This is a genomic window from Haloarcula sp. CBA1127 (assembly GCF_001485575.1).
GTDB lineage: Archaea > Halobacteriota > Halobacteria > Halobacteriales > Haloarculaceae > Haloarcula.
In genome coordinates this window covers 1,982,679-1,999,629 of sequence record NZ_BCNB01000006.1, presented here as the reverse complement: position 1 = coordinate 1,999,629, position 16,951 = coordinate 1,982,679, and the positions used below count along the sequence as shown (strand labels likewise).

The following is a 16,951-nucleotide window of genomic DNA, read 5'->3' as shown; positions in this document are numbered from 1 at the left end:
AATCAAAAACTAATGAGATGTGCTAACATAGGTATGGCCCGCCATCCCCGCATTCGGCTGACCAGAACACCGGAATTTATCGGCGGTATGCTCACAGTAGGGCAAAGTTCTTATATGAACAGAACTCGTACGGTAAATAGTATCGGAAACAGTTCCGCACTGTCTCCCGTTACCACGCCAGGTCGGAACAGTTCCCGTGTTCCGCCCGGCAGGTCAGCCATGGAAGGGCACACGCGTCACCCCGCAGTGAAGGGTGAGCCAGCGGCTGTTTGCGGTCACATCTGCAGCGGACAGCACCGACACCGAGTAGCGACACAGCCCCGAGACCAGCCCGCGACAGTCGGTGGTCGCCTGCAGCCACGACGAACTACTGAGATAGCATGAGCAAGAACAAAGAGACACTCGAAGCGCTGAGCAAGGAGTACCGTGACACGATACCGGCGGACCTCCGGAAGACGAACACGTTCGACTGGTATCTGCAACAGTTGTACGACGAACCGACCATCGCCCGCAACGCCCACCAGCGCGTGGCGGATATGTTCGACTACTACGGCAAGACCTACGACGAGGAGGCTGGGGTAGTCGAGTACGAACTGGCGAGCGAAGATCCGCTCAACGACGGCGAGAACACCTTCTACGGGCGGGTCATCCACGAGGCCATCCACGAGTTCGTCAACAAGGTCAAGTCCGGCGCTCGTGGACTCGGTCCCGAGAAGCGGATCAAGCTCCTGCTGGGGCCGGTCGGGTCGGGGAAGTCCGACTTCGACCGCCAGGTCCGGCGCTACTTCGAGGACTACACCAGCCGGGACGAGGGTCGGATGTACACGTTCCGCTGGACGAACCTCTGTGATGTCATCCACGACCAGGACCCCGCCGACGACGTGGTCCGGTCGCCGATGAATCAGGACCCGCTCGTGCTCCTTCCGCAGAAACAGCGGGACAAGGTTATCGAGGACATCAATGCGGAACTCGATGCCCCCTACACCATCCGGAACGAGCAGTCGCTGGACCCCGCCTCGGAGTTCTACATGGACCGCCTGCTGGCCGAATACGACGACGATCTTCAGTCCGTCCTCGAGAACCACATCGAGATCGTCCGCTTCGTCGCTGACGAGAACCAGCGCCGCGGGATCGAGACCTTCGAGCCCAAGGACAAGAAAAACCAGGACGAGACGGAGCTCACCGGCGACGTCAACTACTCGAAGATCGCCATCTACGGCGAGAGCGACCCGCGAGCCTTCGACTACTCCGGAGCGTTCTGTAACGCCAACCGCGGCATCTTCTCGGGGGAGGAGCTGCTGAAGCTCCAGCGGGAGTTCCTCTATGACTTCCTCCATGCCAGTCAAGAACAGACAATCAAGCCCAAGAACAACCCCCGTATCGACATCGATCAGGTCATCGTCGGCCGGACGAATATGCCCGAGTACCGGGACAAGAAGGGCGACGAGAAGATGGAGGCGTTCAATGACCGGACCAAGCGCATCGACTTCCCGTACGTCCTCCAGTACGAGGCCGAGGCCCAGATCTACCAGAAGATGCTGCGCAACGCCGACCTGCCGGACATCCAGGTCGAGCCCCACACCCTGGAGATGGCAGGCCTGTTCGGCGTCCTCACCCGCATCGAGGAGCCCGACAACGAGTCCATCGACCTCGTGCAGAAGGCGAAAGCCTACAACGGCGAAATCGACGAGGCAGACGACGTCGACGTGAAGAAGCTCCGCGAAGAGGCCGAGAAGATGGCCGACATCGGCGAGGGGATGGACGGCGTCTCTCCACGATTCATCGGCGACGAGATCGCCGAGGCCATCATGGACTCGATGCACCGGAGCCGGGACTTCCTCTCACCGCTTACGACCTTCAATCACCTCGAAGGTAACCTCGAGAATCACGGCTCCATCGACGAGGAGTCGTTCAGCAAGTACTACCGCTTCCTCGAACTCGTCCGCGAGGAGTACAAAGAGCGGGCCATCGAGGACGTGCGTCATGCGCTGGCCTACGACATGGACGAGATCCAGCGCCAGGGCGAGAAGTACATGGACCACGTCATGGCCTACATCGACGACGCGACCGTCGAGGACGAACTCACCGGCCGCGAGCAAGAGCCCGACGAGCAGTTCCTGCGCTCCGTCGAGGAGAAGCTGAACCTCCCCGAGGACCGCAAGGACGACTTCCGGCAGGAAGTGTCGAACTGGGTGTCCCGTCGCGCCCGCGAGGGTGATACCTTCAACCCACAGGACAACGACCGCCTGCGCCGCGCCCTCGAACGCAAGCTCTGGGAAGACAAGAAACACAACATCAACTTCTCCGCGCTGGTCTCCAGTTCGGAAATGGACGACGAGGAGCGCAACCAGTGGGTTGACGCTCTCATCGAGCAGGGTTACTCCGAGGAGGGCGCCAAGGAAGTGCTCGAGTTCGCTGGTGCGGAGGTCGCCAAAAGCGAGATGGAAGAGTAATGACAGGCCAGGAGTACATCGACCGCGCGGACGAGTCACTCGACGCCGCCTACGAGGCACCGATGAGCCTCGCGGAGTACGTCGACACCGTCCTCGAAACGCCACAGGTCGCGGCCCACGCCTCGAAGTACCTCCTCGACGCCATCGAGGACGCCGGGACACGGATGGTCATCGAGGAGGGCGAGGAGAAGGAGCGCTACCGCTTCTTCGACGACCCGTACAACGACGGCGAGCACGCCATCCTCGGCAACACCGAGGTGCTGAACGCCTTCGTCGACGACCTCCGCTCGATTGCGGCGGGCCGCGGGAAAGACGAGAAGATCATCTGGCTGGAAGGCCCGACAGCCACGGGGAAATCCGAACTGAAGCGCTGTCTCATCAACGGCCTGCGGGAGTACTCGAAGACACCCGAAGGTCGGCGCTACACCGTCGAATGGAACGTCGCCGGGGCCGGCAACGACGCCACCAGCATGACCTACGGGAACGCGGCCATCGAAGATGAGGACGACTGGTACGAGAGCCCCGTCCAGGCCCACCCGCTGACGGTGTTCCCCGAGGACGTGCGGGCAGACCTGCTCGCCGAGGTCAACGAGCGCCTCGACGACCACATCCCCATCCGCGTCGATGGGCAGCTCGACCCGTTCTCGCGGGAGGCCTACGACTTCCTCGAAGAGCAGTACCGCCGGCAGGGCGAGACGGACCTGTTCTCGGCGGTCACCCAGCCATCGCATCTCCGGGTGAAGAACTTCGTCGTGGACGTTGGCCGCGGCATCGGCATCCTCCACTCCGAGGATGAGGGCACGCCCAAAGAGCGCCTCGTCGGCTCATGGATGCACGGGATGCTCCGCGAACTCGATTCGCGGGGCCGGAAGAACCCACAGGCGTTCAGCTACGACGGCGTCCTCTCGCAGGGCAACGGCCTGCTGACTGTCGTTGAGGACGCCGCCCAGCATGCCGACCTGCTCCAGAAGCTGCTGAACGTCCCCGACGAGTCCCACGTCAAGCTCGACAAGGGCATCGGGATGGACGTGGACACCCAGCTCGTCATCATCTCGAACCCGGATCTTGAAGCCCAGCTGAACAAGCACGCCGACCGCGAGGGCCAGGACCCGCTGAAGGCGCTGAAGCGCCGGCTTGACAAACACGAGTTCACGTATCTGACGAATCTCTCGCTGGAGGCCCAGCTCCTGCGCCGCGAGCTAACAAACGAGACGCGGGTCTGGGACCCCGAGACGTGGGACGAACTGGAGACGTGGATTCAGGAGCCGCTGAGCATCTCGGTCCGGGACCAGGTCGAGACGGCCACAGACAAAGAATTGGCCCCACACACCATCGAGTCCGCAGCGCTGTACGCCGTCGTCTCGCGGCTCGACAGCGCTGAAATCCCGACCGGGCTGGACCTTGTGGACAAGGCTCTGTTGTTCGACCGAGGGTACTTGATGGAAGGCGACGAGCGCGTCGACATCGACGACTATGACCTGGAGACCACCGCCGAAGACGGCGACCACGGTATCCCGGTCACCTACGTCCGCGACATCATCGCCGACCTGCTGCACGAGCCACAGGACCGCCACCACCCCGACCTCCCGGTCGAACACGTGCTGATGCCCCGAGACGTGCTCAACGCCGTCGCCGAGGGGCTTGCAGACGCCCCTGTGTTCTCGACCGGTGAGGCCACAGAGTACGAGGAACGCGTCGTGACTGTCAAGAACTACATCTTCGGCCAGCAGGAACAGGACGTGCTCGACGCGATGATGCGGGACAAGCGCGTCGACGAGGCGACCGTCGAGGAGTACATCGAGCACGTCTACGCCTGGGAATCGGACGACCAGATCGAAAACGAGCGGGGCGAACTCGTCGACCCGGACCCGCTGAAGATGAAGGTGTTCGAGATCGAGCATCTGGGCCGCTTCGACGAGAAGAACTACGACGGCAACGAGCCCGACCACGCCGTCGAACAGTTCCGAACCGAGAAGATCATCACCGCGCTGAACCGCCACGCGTGGCAGCGCCGCGATGAGGAGTTCCGTGTCGGCGACGTGAACCCCAAGGAGATTCCGGTCATCAACACCGTCCTCGGGAGCTACGACTGGGACGACATCCAGCGGACCTACGAGGACTTCGAGCCCGGGCAGTGGGACAACCCGCCGTCCGGGACCGAGACGGCCCGCCTCAAGGCGAAGACGCTGGACAACATGGTCGAGATGTTCGACTACACGGCGGCGTCGGCCGAGTTGACGAGCCGACACGTCATGAGTCAGGTGAGTTATAGATGGGACTGAAAGACGACCTCGAACGGTACCGCGACGTGGGCGAGGAGCGCCGACAGGACCTCTCCGAGTTCATCCAGTACGGCGATCTGGGCCAGTCTCGGGGCGATTCGGTACGCATCCCGATCAAGATCGTCGACCTTCCTGAGTTCGAGTACGACCAGCGCGACCAGGGTGGCGTCGGCCAGGGCGAAGGCGCCGAAGAGGGCGACCCAGTTGGCCAGCCACAGCCCCAGCCCGGCGACGACGGTGATGAGGACGGCGAGCCCGGCGAGGAGGGCGGCGAACACGAGTACTACGAGATGGACCCCGAGGAGTTCGCCGAGGAACTCGACGAACAACTGGGGCTCGACCTCGAACCGAAAGGCAAGAAGGTCATCGAGGAGAAAGAAGGTGACTTCACGGACATCACCAGATCCGGCCCTTCCTCGACGCTTGACTTCGAGCGGCTGTTCAAGAAAGGGCTCAAGCGGAAGCTCGCGATGGACTTCGACGAGGACTACGTCCGCGAGGCGCTCAAAGTCGACGGCTGGGGGCCGGCAACCGTCTACGAGTGGACCCGCGAGCAGAATATGCCCGTCTCGAAGGCGTGGATCGACGACGCATACGACGAACTGCCAAGCGAGGAGAAGGCCGTCTGGGACTCCATCGAAGAGATGGAAGACAACGTCGAGAAGGTCGAGACCTCCCAGCGCATCCGCCGGGAAGGTGTCGACCAGATCCCGTTCCGTCGCGAGGACGAACGCTACCGTTACCCCGAGATCGTCGAGGAGCGCGAGAAAAACGTCGTCGTCGTGAACATCCGGGACGTCTCCGGGTCGATGCGCCAGAAGAAGCGAGAACTGGTCGAACGGACCTTTACGCCGCTTGACTGGTATCTCACGGGCAAGTACGACAACGCCGAATTCGTCTACATTGCCCACGACGCCGACGCCTGGGAGGTCGACCGCAACGAGTTCTTTGGCATCCGCTCGGGCGGGGGCACCCGCATCTCCAGCGCGTACGAACTCGCCGCCGAAGTGCTCGAAGAGGAGTACCCCTGGAGCGAGTGGAACCGCTACGTGTTCGCGGCGGGCGACAGCGAAAACTCCTCGAACGACACCGAGGAGAAGGTCATCCCGCTGATGGAACAGATCCCGGCGAACCTCCACGCCTACGTAGAGACTCAGCCGAGCGGGAACGCGATCAACGCCACCCACGCCGAGGAGGTCGAACGCAACTTCCGTGACGCCGACAACGTCGCGGTCGCGTACGTCTCCTCGCCGGAGGACGTGGTGGATGCCATCTACGACATACTCAGCACGGAGGACCAATGAACAACGATAGATTCGCGAAACAGCGCGTGGCCGATGACCTCGACGAACCGGTCAAGGAGGCTGGCAATCTCGCCAGAAAGCTCGGGCTGAAGCCGTACCCGGTGAACTACTGGATCGTCGACTACGACGAGATGAACGAACTCATCGCCTACGGCGGGTTCCAGGAGCGATACCCGCACTGGCGCTGGGGAATGCAGTACGACCGCCAGCAGAAACAGGGCCAGTTCCTCGGCGGGAAGGCTTTCGAGATCGTCAACAATGACGACCCGGCCCACGCGTTCTTACAGGAGTCGAACACGCTGGCCGACCAGAAGGCCGTCATCACCCACGTCGAGGCCCACGCGGACTTCTTCGCCAACAACGAGTGGTTCCGTATGTTCACTGACGGCTCCTCCCGAACGACGACCGACGAGTCCGGCGAGGACCGCCGTCGCGGCCCCGACGCCGCTGGGATGCTCGCCCGCCACGGCGACACCATTCAGGAGTACATGCAGGACCCCGACATCGAGCGGGCCGAGGTTGAGCGGTTCATCGACCACGTCCTCTGTCTGGAGGACAACATCGACCAGCACGTCCCCTACAGCCCCGTCGAGACGGTCCCCGAGGAGTTCGAGGACATCGAAGGGGCGGACGTGACCGAGCAGCTGGATGATCTTGAACTCTCCGAGGAGGTCAAACGGCAGGTGTTCGACGAGGAGTGGCTGGACGCCCAGCGCGACGACGATGAGAACGTCACGTTCCCCGCCGAACCCGAGAAGGACGTGCTCGGTTTCCTCCGAAAACACGGCATGCAGTACGACGAGGACGCTGAGCGGGCGATGGAGATGGAGGACTGGCAGAAAGAACTGCTAGAACTGCTCCGCCGGGAGGCGTACTACTTCGCTCCCCAGAAGATGACGAAGGTGATGAACGAAGGGTGGGCCTCCTACTGGGAATCCCTGATGATGACCGGCGAACAGTTCGCCGGCGACGACGAGTTCATCCTCTACTCTGACCACATGTCGAAGGTGCTAGGGTCGGGCGGGCTGAACCCCTACAGCCTCGGGCTGGAGATCTGGGAGTACGTCGAGAACACGGAGAACCGCCGTGAAGTCATCGAGCGCCTGCTCCGGGTCGAGGGCATCACCTGGCGGAACTTCGACGAGAGCGTCGACTACGAAACCGTCCAGGACCACCTCGAACCCCCAGCGTGGCTCACTGACGTTCCGGGTCACCTCGACGACCTCGATCCCGAGGACCCACGCGTCGATAGCGAGGGGCTGGCGGCGGCCCGCGACGGCGAGTTCGACGTGGAACAGTACCCCTGGAAGGTCCTGACCTACGAAGGGTTGGCCCAGCGCCATTACTCGCTGGTCAAGCCCCAGTACCGTGGCTTCGTCTCCCGAGTCGGGCAGGAGGAGCTGGAGCGAACCGCCCGCTACATGTTCGATGACTCGCGCTACGACAGCGTTGCGGAGGCACTCTCGGACGTGGACTACACCCGCGGCTGGGAACGGATGCGGGAAATCCGGGAGAGCCACAACGACGTGACCTTCCTCGATGAGTTCCTCACCCAGGAGTTCGTCGACGACAACGACTACTTCACCTACGAGTACACCCACGCCTCGGGCGACTACCGGGTGACCTCGACGGACCACGAGGACGTCAAGAAGAAACTGATGTTGCAGTTCACCAACTTCGGGAAGCCAACCGTCGTCGTCGAGGACGGCAACTACCAGAACCGCAACGAACTGCTGCTCGCTCATCAGTACAACGGCGTGATGCTCGACATCGGGCAGGCCAAGGAAGTGCTCAAGCGCACCTTCGAACTCTGGGGCCGCCCGGTGAACCTCCTGACCATCGTCAAGGAGTTCGATGACCACGACGTGGAGGTCGCCAAGCGCCGCGACCGCGAACCCGAGCCCGAAGAGGTCGGCAAGCGCATCCGCTACGACGGCGACGAAGTGACCGTCACCGACGTGGACTGGTCAGAAGTCGAACACCTCACCGCGACCGACATCGATTACAACACCAAGCCCGACGAGTGGCTTGCCTGAAGGGCGGAGTTTGAACGAGGCCGGGTTTTCCGACTTACGACGCTGAGCGTAGCGGTACGCTTGAGTCCCGTCCGCTCGTGGGCGCAGATATGCCAACGAATCGATTCACTGTCGCGACTGACGACCAACTCTCGGTAGTCGACATCACCGAGCGAGTCAGGGACGTGATTCCCGAAGACGCCGAAGGGACCTGTACCGTGTTCGTCCGTCACACCACCGCGGGCATCACAGTCAACGAGGCAGAGCCGCGACTGCTCGGCGACCTCAGCGACGCACTCGGGGACCTCGTCCCGGACAGCGGGTGGGACCACGACGAACTGGACGGCAACGCGGACGCACACGTCCGGGCGATGTTTGTGGGATCGAGCGAGACGATTCCCGTCCGCGACGGGGGCCTCGATATGGGGACGTGGCAGTCCGTGCTGCTCGTCGACTGTGACGGGCCGCGCGAACGGGCTGTAGACGTGGTCGTCACCGACTGAGGCGGCGACAGCATTACTGGCGACCACCAGTCAGGCTGCCTCGACCTGCTGCTCGCCGTATATCTCTGCGAGTTTCTCGTGGTACGCGCTGCGGATGTTGCGGCGCTTCTTTTTCATCGACGGCGTGAGCAAGTCGTTCTCGGCGGTCCACTCCCGGGAGACGAGCGCGAACGACTTGATCCGCTCGACGCGTTCGAGTTCCTCGTTGACCGCGTCGACAGCAGTCTGGACCCACGCGTGGACGCGTTCGTCATCGACCAGTGCCTCGGGGTCATCGGGAAGGTCAACACCCTCGCTTTCGGCCCACCGGTGGAGTTCCTCGAAGTTCGGGACGAGTATCGCGCCGACGAACTTCTGGTCGTCGCCGACGACCATGACCTGATCGACCCGGTCGTTCGTCGCGAACTGGTCTTCGATGGGCTGTGGTGCGACGTTTTTGCCCGTCGAGAGGACGAGCAGTTCTTTGAGGCGGTCGTGATAGATGAGGAAGTCGTCGTCGGTCCGTTCGACGATGTCACCGGTGCGGAACCACTGGGTGCCGTCGATCTCCGTGAAGGCCCGCGTCGTCGCGTCGGGCGCGTTCCAGTACCCCTGCGTGACGTTCGGGCCGTCGACGAGCAGTTCGCCCACGTCGCCAGTGACGCCGTCGAACTCGCTGGCGTCGACGACGTCGGTATCGATGTGAACGTTGACCTCAGTCAGCGGAGCACCCAGGGTTCCGGGACGGACGTCTTCCGGCGGATTCACCGTCAGAACCGGCGAGGTCTCAGTGAGACCGTACCCTTCGAGTATCGTCAGCCCCATCCCGAGGAACGTCTCACAGAGCGTTTTCGAGAGACTTCCACCGCCACTGACCATGAACTCGATGTTCCCGCCGAGCCGTTCTTTGACCGTGCTGTAGACGAGTCGATCAGCGAGCGAGTGTTTCGCAGTGAGTATCGGTCCCGGGTCGTCGGTCCGGGCATAGTCGCGGGCCACGTCCATCGACCAGTCGAAAATCCGTTTTTTGAGCGGGGACTCGCTGGCCTGCGTTCGCATATTGTCGAAAATACGCTCGTAGACTCTGGGGACGCTCAGCCCGGTCATCGGTTTGACAGTCTGGAGGTCGTCAGCCAGCGTATCCGGACTCTCGGCGTAGCTCACAGCCGCGCCGGAAGCGTACATGAAGAAATGGCCCGCGAGGCGTTCGAACACGTGTGCCAGCGGGAGGAACGCTATCGAACGCGTCTCGGCGGTGACGGTCGGCAGGTCCGGCGGCTTGTCCGGTCGTGGCCCGATTCGCCTGCGGGCCTGATTGACGTTCGCTCGGAAGTTGCGGTGGGTGAGTTGGACTCCTTTCGGCTGGCCCGTCGTCCCGGAGGTGTAGATGAGGCTCGCCAGATCGTCGGGGTCGCGGTCGTCCAGCCAGGACTGGTACGCCGATTCGCTGAATGTCTCCTCGCCGCGCCTGTACACCGTTTTGAGCGTGTACACGTCCTCGCGGTCCACGTCAATGTCGTCCATGACGACGATGGACGAGAGCGACAGGTCGTCCTCGATAGCCAGGACACGGTCCAGCATCTCGGCGTTCTCCACGACGACGGCGCTCGCCTCTGGGTCCGACAGCAGATACTGCACCTGTTTCGGCGAGGAATCCGTGTACACGGTCGTCACCACCCCACCCGCAGACAGAATGGCAAAGTCACTCAGCGCCCACTCCATCCGCGTGTTGGCCAGGATACCGACGCGGGCATCCGGGCCGACACCGAGGTCACGGAACCCTGCGGCCAAGTATTTGACTAGGTGATGCATCCGCTCGTAGCTGATCTCGGCGTAGTCGCCGTCGGGAGCCGCCGGTATCACGTCGTCAGTCAGTGACCGATCGTAGACGCCACCCTTGTACAGTTGGGCCGTCGTGTCGGCGTTCCGCGCCGCACTCGCGGCGAACATCTCGCCCAACGTGTCGTCGCCGATGACTTCATCAGTGTGCTCTTCCTCGGCCGTACGCCAGTCAGAGTGATTGCCTGCAGTCATGTCATACCGCAGTGTTCACTAGGCCATCCCAAATATGTGCAGGATGTTAACACTCTATTGGTTTGTCGGAGTTGATTCCGTCAACGGTTTTGAAAGAAGGGGGAGACGAGTGGTAACGTGTCACACTAGAGTTTTGTCATAGGAGCGATACAGCCATCACATGGTCGTCTCGACGGAACCAGCCTGGGGTGATGCCGTGGAGCAGTTCGTCAAAGAGTACGAGAGCGCCATCGTATACGCCGACATCGACCAGAAGACAGTCCTCCACGAGGGTGCGGTTCGCGTGCTCGCAAACGGCTGGGTCGAGCTCCCGACCGGGCGACTGCTCTCACCAGACGCTGTCCACCACATTGATGCGCAAATGGACTGAAAAGAGCGTGCGGTTTTTCCGGCGAAGGGATGCACCCGAACGACCTGCGTCGCGGGTGCGCACCGGGAAAGCGGTCACCGTCCGGAAGACAGTTCGAGCAGACGTGTTACTGCCACTCTAGCCGGCAGTCCTCGTTACAAAAGTGGGCCGTTTCGACGCTCTCGTCCTCGATCCATGTAATGACGCGGTGTGTTACTTCGTTAGCGATAGCGTCACCGCAGGTGGCACACTCCGGGGCCTCGTCCTCGTCGATATCCTCGTGGTGATCTGATGTCGGGTCGACCATCTTAGTTGAGAGTGTCTTTCACGCCACTTAATCCCACATACTTGCACTGAACGTCACGAACGTACACGAATGTCGAGTCGGTAACAGAAGGGCAACTATGCGTACTTACGCCAAGCGGAGGCTTGCCGTGAAACCCGCGCTATCGGTCTCGCGTGACGGACTCTCCGGGAGTAGTCGTCGCGCCCGACGAGAGAACGACACCGGCGTTCAGACTGGTGTTGACGGCCGTCTTCGCGCCGTCGCCCGCGACGACGCCGAACTTCCGCCGGCCCGTCGAGACGCGGTCGCCTTTCACTGTTATCCGGACCGGGTCACCGTCGTGGCGAAGGTTCGCCACCTGCGTTCCAGCGCCGAAGTTGACCTCGCGGCCGATGACGCTGTCACCCACGTAGGACACGTGAGGGACGTTCGAGCCAGCCATCAAAACCGTGTTCTTGAGTTCGACCCCATGGCCGACATGGGTATCCTCGCCCAGAAGGGTCGCACCGCGAATGTAGGCGTTCGGCCCGACGTGAGCGCCCGAGCGGACCAGCGCCTGCCCCTCGATGACGACGCCGGGTTCGATGACTGCGCCCTCTTCGACGACGACTTCGCCGCGCAGGTCGGCATCGCCCCGCACCTCCCCGTCGAGTCGCCGGTCCAGTTGCCCGAGTTTCCACTCGTTTGCTTCCAGTAACTCCCAGGGCCGGCCCACGTCCAGCCAGCGGTCGACCTCGACGGCGGTGACCGTCGATTCCTCGATGACTTTCGCGAGCACGTCCGTGATTTCGCGCTCCCCGCGGTCGCTCAGTGGCACGTCAAGCCAGTGCCGTGCCTCGGCTGGGAAGACGTACGCCCCGGCGTTTGCCAGCTCCGTTGGCGGATCGTCTGGCTTCTCGACGATGTCGGTGACGGCACCCCCGTCTGTCGACAGCACGCCGTAGCTCGTTGGGTCGTCGACGCGGTAGGCGGCGACCGACGGTGCGGCATCAAAGAGGCCGCTGAGGCTCTCGGCGTCGTAGAGGTTGTCGCCGTTGAGGACTGCGAAGGGGCCGTCAAGGTGCTCCCTCGCGGCGGCGACGGCGTCAGCGGTCCCGAGTTGCTCCTCCTGAACGGCGAAGCTGACCGGGACGCCGTTGTACTCGTCGCCGAAGTACGAGCGGACCGCCTCGGCCTCGTAGCCGACGACGAAGACGAGTTCGTCGGCCCCCGCCTGAATTGCCGTATCGGCTGTGTGTGCCACCAGCGGCCGGTCCGCGACCGGAAGCATCGGCTTCGGTGTGTTGTCTGTCAACGGCCGCATACGCGTCCCCTGCCCCGCCGCGAGTACGACTGCTTGCATAGTCTACCCGTCGCTCGGCCCCCGAAAATACCTACCGCTGTTGACTCGTTCGAGAACGGTATACACAGAAGTTACCTGGGTTGGGAAGTCGTACCTACACCTATTCCACGGCCTCGAACGTCCACTCCGCCCCGAATGGGGTCGTTCGGTAGTCCCACCGTCTGTCCGAATCCGGTTCCGTTACCAGTTCGATGGTTCTGGTTTCGCCAGCGGGAATCCGCTGTGTGTAGGGGCCGTCAGCGTCAATGTACCACGTATCTGCGGAATAGCCGGCGAGTATGCCTGGTTCCTCAGGCGTCTTGAACTCGAAGATGGACTTGAACATCCCCGCGCTGTCGCCCACGTTCTCGACCTCCATCTCAACGATCGCTTCATCGCCCGTAACGTCCTCCGGCGGAACATCGATGTTCGCCAGTTCGAACTCGGGGAAGCCACCGGGTGACTGAAGCGGGATTTCGATATCAGCGACTGCACTCCCTTCTGCGAGATTTATGCCGAACGTGAGGTCGTCAATCTTGGCCTTCGGGACAGCGTAAATCAGATGGCCGCTGTAGGTCTGCCCTGGGTTGATGTTCTCCCCGGCTGCGTTCGTTCCGTCACGACCTGCGGCCGACTCGCTCACGAAGCTCGATTCGGGGACGACAAAGTCGTCTTTCGACACTGTCTGGGCCTCGCCTGTTCCGTTCTCGAACGTAACGCTCAGAATCAGCAGGATGTTATCTGAGACCGTTTCGCGAATGGCGTGTGCGGTGTTGTCGCCCAAAGTCCGTTCGCCAGCGGGGAGCTCGTAGGTTATCATCTGTTCGTAGGTCATATCCGACACTGTAGCCTGGACCCCACTCGCAAGCTCGATGGTTTCCCCAGTGCTCCCCTGCTTCGGGAGGACCGACACGGTTGACGTGACCGTATCGTCGACAGCGTAGAAGTCGGAGGACGCTTCAAACGCCCATGCACCGGCGTACTCGGCGTCAACACGATAGCTATGCGAGACTTCTTCGCCGGACTTCAGGCCATCAGCGTTAACTGTGACTGTCTGTGGCTCAGTGGCACCTGATTCTGAATGGACGAACTCGATGGTTGCATCTCCGGAGATCGGTTCGCCACCAACATTGACAGCAGTCACGTCACCCTCGATGGTGTCACCGAAGGCAACCTCTTTTGGCCCACTCACCGAAAGCAATTTCAGTCGCGCCGGTGCTTCCTGGTCTACTTCATACGTGGGTTCGGGCGTTGGCGTTGACTCGTTTCCATCTCCACCGTCTCCGCCGTCGCTACCACTACATCCGGCAAGGCTGAGTGCAGCGATGCTGCTTCCAATTGTACTTACGTATGTTCGTCGCTTCATGTACTACTGACTTTATATACATATACAAATATGTGTTCATTTATCTAGTTACTTGTCAGATATAATTATATAAGAGAGCTACTATTCAAACGTACTATTCGAGTCTATTTTTGAGGCGATCAACCACCAGAATGCCACGTGACACTGGTTGGACTGCAAACAGAACCCCGCCAGTATGGCGGTCGTTCGCAGGACGGTACTCAGTCTGTTTCGGTTGTCATTGGTCCACGGTACAGCACCCAGACAAAGCAGTGACACAGTAGACACGAAACTTATCCCGGACGACAAGGCAGTCTGACCCGGCGACAGAGACAGCGACGGACCAGCGGGCAGCAAGCGAGAAGCGGCCCGACCCGCCAGAGGGTGACGCAGTCCGATGGACGTACCAGACGAACGGCCCACTGGTGGGGCAGTGGGGTCATTGCAGGACGAATCGGCCGATCGTGCGGGATGGGATAGTGTGCGTTTCTGGTGGCGAGACGACGGTCCATGCCGTTAACCGAATTGTCGGAGAGCGTGTCTGGAGCCTCTCGTTCGAACGGTCGCTACGAGAGATTCAGACGACAGCTGACACAGTTGTCTGCTGGACCCGGAGCGATGATGCGACCGGTGTGCACACGCTTTCTTTCGGCGGCGACCCGATCTGGAGCGTCACCATTCGGGGAACAACGACCCCTCTAACGGTCACAGATTCCAGGACGTATCTCGGGACAAAGAGCAGGTACATCGTGCAGCTCGGAGACTGAAAGCGCGAGTGCGCACCACACCTGTTCAGAGGGGTGCTGCATCGAACGGCTGATGCAGCAGTTGCTTGCGAACTTGTTTGCGACAGTAATGTGCTCGGTCAGGGATTTGAACCCTGGTCCTCGGCTCGAAAGGCCAAGATGATTGGCCGGACTACACCAACCGAGCGTACTCAACCGTTCCGGGTGGACCAATTTAACCCCATCGAAATCAACGCTACCTGAGGGTGCGTACCACAGGCGTGTGATTAGCGTAAGCAGACCAACCCTGAGACGTATCCAACGAAAAGATGTAATGTAGTTGCTCGGCGAGCGACTGTCCTTACTTCCCTTCGAAGTCCGGCTCTCCGTCGCCCATGAACGCGTTGATGCCCTCCATCACGTCGTCGGTGCCGATGAGGTGGCCGAAGGCCTGTGATTCGACTTCGAGGCCAGCATCGATGTCGTCGCGGCCGGCGAGCATCGCACGCTTGGTGAGCTTCTGTGCGACCGGCGGGCCGGCGGCCATGTCTTTGGCCAGTTCGAACGCCCGCTCGTGCAGGGCGTCGTTGTCGACGACCTCGTTAATGAAGCCGTACTCGGCCATCTCGTCGGCGTCGTAGCGGTCTCCGGTGAAGATAATCTCCTTGGCGCGGCCTTCGCCGACGATCCGGGCGAGGCGTTGCGTGCCGCCCCAGCCCGGCAGCAGGCCGAGGTTGTGTTCGGGCTGACCCAGCTCGGAGCGCTCCGAGGCCACGCGGAGGTCGGCACAGGTCGCCAGTTCCATCCCGCCACCCAGCGCGTAGCCGTCGATGCCGGCGACGACCGGCATCGAACATTCTTCGAGCTTGCCGAAGGTTTGCTGGCCCTTACGGGAGAGTTCAATAGCGTCCAGCGGCGTCGCGTTCGAGGCCATCGCCTGCACGTCGGCCCCGGCGGAGAACGCCTTGTCGCCGGCTCCGGTCAGCAGGATGGCACGCACCTCGTCGTCGTCTTCGAGTAGGTCGACGGCGTCGGCGAGGTCGTCCATCAGGTCTGGGCTGACGGTGTTCATCCGGTGGGGACGGTCGAGTTCGATGTGACCGACCATGTCACCGGGATATTCGATCGTGACGTTGTCGAACTCCGCCGGCGCGTCGTCGTCGCTGCCATAGAAGCCGCCCGCCTCGGCGGCCTCTCGGAGGCCGTCAGCGACGGCATAGCGCTCCGCGCCGGTCTCCTCGTGGGTTTCCTCAAGTGTGTCGACGAGCGTCTCAAGGCCGGTCTTGTCGGCGATCTTTGCGGGCCCGTCCGGGAAGCCGCCGCCGAGCTGGACGGCCTGGTCGATGTCTGCAACGGGGGCGACGTCGTTCTCGACGAGCTTTCCGACCTCATTTGCCATCACGGCGACGAGGCGGTGTTCGACGTCTTCGCGGCCGGCGTCGGTCGGAATGTCGACGCCGCCGTTCTCGTAGTCGTAGAAGCCTCTCCCGGTCTTCTTCCCGAGTTCCTCGTTCTCGACTTTCTGTTCGAGCAGCGGACACGGGGCGTACGGCTCGCCGAGGACCTCGTGCATATACTCAAGCACGTGCAGACCCACATCATTGCCGACCTGGTCTGAGAGTTCGAACGACCCCATCGGCAGGCCCATGTCGAACTTCGTCGTCGAGTCAACCTCGGCGATAGTCGCCTCATCGTTGTGGACGAGCCACGCGGCCTCGTTCATCAGCGGGACGAGGATGCGGTTGACGATGAATCCCGGCGAGTCCTTGCGGACGCGGACCGGTGTTTTGCCGAAGTCTTCGGCAAGCGCCTCGATGGCGTCCAGCGTGTCGTCGCCTGAGTGTGCGCCGGAGATTACCTCGACCAGTTGCATCCGCACCGGCGGATTGAAGAAGTGCATCCCACAGAACTGCTCGGGCCGTTCGGTCACTTCCGACAGCTCCGTGATGGAGAGGCTGGACGTGTTCGTGGCAAAGATGGCGTCCTCGGGTGCGTGTTCTTCGACCTCTGTGTACACGTCCTTCTTGATCTCCATTTTCTCCGGCACGGCCTCGATGACCACGTCGACGTCGCTGACCGCTTCCTCGACATCGACAAGCGGCGTCACACGGTCAAGTGCCGCATCGGCCTCCTCCTGCGTGAGCTGGTCTCTCTCGGCCAGCTTGTTTAGCGACCACTCGATGTTGTCGTAGCCGTCCTCGACGAACTCGTCTTTGATGTCCCGCATCCGCACGTCGTAGCCTGCGAGCGCGGCCACTTCGGTGATTCCATGGCCCATATTCCCGGCACCGAGCACGGCGATAGTGTCAATATCCTCGAAATCCATGACATATCGTTCCACTGCCGGCCGAGGCT

General features: G+C 61.8%; 11 protein-coding genes, 1 tRNA gene and 1 pseudogene. 7 read left to right on the top strand and 6 right to left on the bottom strand.

Annotated elements, in window-relative coordinates; translation table 11 throughout:
• The first annotated feature begins 380 nt into the window (after positions 1-380).
• The 5 genes from AV059_RS14720 to AV059_RS14700 all read left to right on the top strand — a co-directional run bounded on the left by AV059_RS14720 (position 381) and on the right by AV059_RS14700 (position 8,557).
• Positions 381-2,453 carry a PrkA family serine protein kinase gene (locus tag AV059_RS14720; RefSeq protein WP_058995586.1) on the top strand — a complete coding sequence of 691 codons (2,073 nt, stop codon included), beginning with the start codon at positions 381-383 and terminating at the stop codon, positions 2,451-2,453.
• Positions 2,453-4,735 carry a PrkA family serine protein kinase gene (locus AV059_RS14715; RefSeq protein ID WP_058995584.1) on the top strand — a complete coding sequence of 761 codons (2,283 nt, stop codon included), beginning with the start codon at positions 2,453-2,455 and terminating at the stop codon, positions 4,733-4,735. The genes AV059_RS14720 and AV059_RS14715 overlap by 1 nt, the downstream gene beginning before the upstream one ends.
• Positions 4,726-6,039, top strand: a complete 1,314-nt coding sequence (locus AV059_RS14710; RefSeq protein WP_058995583.1) for a YeaH/YhbH family protein — start codon at positions 4,726-4,728, stop codon at positions 6,037-6,039. Before AV059_RS14715 ends, AV059_RS14710 begins: the two co-directional genes overlap by 10 nt.
• Entirely contained in the window at positions 6,036-8,075 is a 2,040-nt protein-coding gene (locus AV059_RS14705; protein ID WP_058995580.1) for a SpoVR family protein, read from the top strand. Before AV059_RS14710 ends, AV059_RS14705 begins: the two co-directional genes overlap by 4 nt.
• An 89-nt stretch (positions 8,076-8,164) precedes the next feature.
• On the top strand, positions 8,165-8,557 hold the full coding sequence (locus AV059_RS14700; RefSeq protein WP_058995578.1) for a secondary thiamine-phosphate synthase enzyme YjbQ: 393 nt from the start codon (positions 8,165-8,167) through the stop codon (positions 8,555-8,557).
• A gap of 30 nt (positions 8,558-8,587) precedes the next feature.
• Here AV059_RS14700 and AV059_RS14695 read toward each other — a convergent pair whose 3' ends face one another.
• Positions 8,588-10,570: a long-chain fatty acid--CoA ligase gene (locus AV059_RS14695; RefSeq protein WP_058995575.1), complete on the bottom strand. Its 1,983-nt coding sequence runs from the start codon at positions 10,568-10,570 to the stop codon at positions 8,588-8,590.
• Positions 10,571-10,730: 160 nt separating this feature from the next.
• Here AV059_RS14695 and AV059_RS14690 point away from each other — a divergent pair, with 160 nt between their 5' ends.
• On the top strand, positions 10,731-10,940 hold the full coding sequence (locus AV059_RS14690) for a hypothetical protein (RefSeq protein ID WP_058995573.1): 210 nt from the start codon (positions 10,731-10,733) through the stop codon (positions 10,938-10,940).
• A 106-nt stretch (positions 10,941-11,046) separates the two neighbouring features.
• Here AV059_RS14690 and AV059_RS14685 read toward each other — a convergent pair whose 3' ends face one another.
• From AV059_RS14685 to AV059_RS14675, 3 genes are all read right to left on the bottom strand, one after another.
• Positions 11,047-11,226 (bottom strand): hypothetical protein, encoded by a 180-nt coding sequence (locus AV059_RS14685; RefSeq protein ID WP_058995571.1) that lies wholly within the window; start codon positions 11,224-11,226, stop codon positions 11,047-11,049.
• 139 nt (positions 11,227-11,365) lie between these two features.
• A complete protein-coding gene (gene glmU / locus AV059_RS14680; protein WP_058995569.1) occupies positions 11,366-12,547 on the bottom strand; it encodes a bifunctional sugar-1-phosphate nucleotidylyltransferase/acetyltransferase in 1,182 nt (393 codons plus the stop codon).
• A 100-nt stretch (positions 12,548-12,647) separates the two neighbouring features.
• Positions 12,648-13,892, bottom strand: a complete 1,245-nt coding sequence (locus AV059_RS14675) for a DUF4352 domain-containing protein (protein WP_058995567.1) — start codon at positions 13,890-13,892, stop codon at positions 12,648-12,650.
• A gap of 383 nt (positions 13,893-14,275) precedes the next feature.
• Here AV059_RS14675 and AV059_RS23175 point away from each other — a divergent pair.
• Positions 14,276-14,638 (top strand): annotated as a pseudogene (locus AV059_RS23175) (hypothetical protein); the annotation flags it as partial.
• A 91-nt stretch (positions 14,639-14,729) separates the two neighbouring features.
• On the opposite strand, the gene AV059_RS14665 reads toward AV059_RS23175, so the two are convergent.
• Positions 14,730-14,804, bottom strand: a tRNA-Glu gene (locus tag AV059_RS14665).
• 153 nt (positions 14,805-14,957) lie between these two features.
• Positions 14,958-16,922: a 3-hydroxyacyl-CoA dehydrogenase/enoyl-CoA hydratase family protein gene (locus AV059_RS14660; protein WP_058995563.1), complete on the bottom strand. Its 1,965-nt coding sequence runs from the start codon at positions 16,920-16,922 to the stop codon at positions 14,958-14,960.
• Positions 16,923-16,951 lie beyond the last annotated feature (29 nt).

Bases quoted from the DNA above. Each gene is read 5' to 3' on its own strand.
- AV059_RS14675 (WP_058995567.1), bottom strand. From the start codon at position 13,892: ATGAAGCGACGAACATACGTAAGTACAATTGGAAGCAGCATCGCTGCA.
- glmU (WP_058995569.1), bottom strand. From the start codon at position 12,547: ATGCAAGCAGTCGTACTCGCGGCGGGGCAGGGGACGCGTATGCGGCCG.
- AV059_RS14695 (WP_058995575.1), bottom strand. From the start codon at position 10,570: ATGACTGCAGGCAATCACTCTGACTGGCGTACGGCCGAGGAAGAGCAC.
- AV059_RS14700 (WP_058995578.1), top strand. From the start codon at position 8,165: ATGCCAACGAATCGATTCACTGTCGCGACTGACGACCAACTCTCGGTA.
- AV059_RS14685 (WP_058995571.1), bottom strand. From the start codon at position 11,226: ATGGTCGACCCGACATCAGATCACCACGAGGATATCGACGAGGACGAG.
- AV059_RS14705 (WP_058995580.1), top strand. From the start codon at position 6,036: ATGAACAACGATAGATTCGCGAAACAGCGCGTGGCCGATGACCTCGAC.
- AV059_RS14690 (WP_058995573.1), top strand. From the start codon at position 10,731: ATGGTCGTCTCGACGGAACCAGCCTGGGGTGATGCCGTGGAGCAGTTC.
- AV059_RS14715 (WP_058995584.1), top strand. From the start codon at position 2,453: ATGACAGGCCAGGAGTACATCGACCGCGCGGACGAGTCACTCGACGCC.
- AV059_RS14720 (WP_058995586.1), top strand. From the start codon at position 381: ATGAGCAAGAACAAAGAGACACTCGAAGCGCTGAGCAAGGAGTACCGT.
- AV059_RS14660 (WP_058995563.1), bottom strand. From the start codon at position 16,922: ATGGATTTCGAGGATATTGACACTATCGCCGTGCTCGGTGCCGGGAAT.
- AV059_RS14710 (WP_058995583.1), top strand. From the start codon at position 4,726: ATGGGACTGAAAGACGACCTCGAACGGTACCGCGACGTGGGCGAGGAG.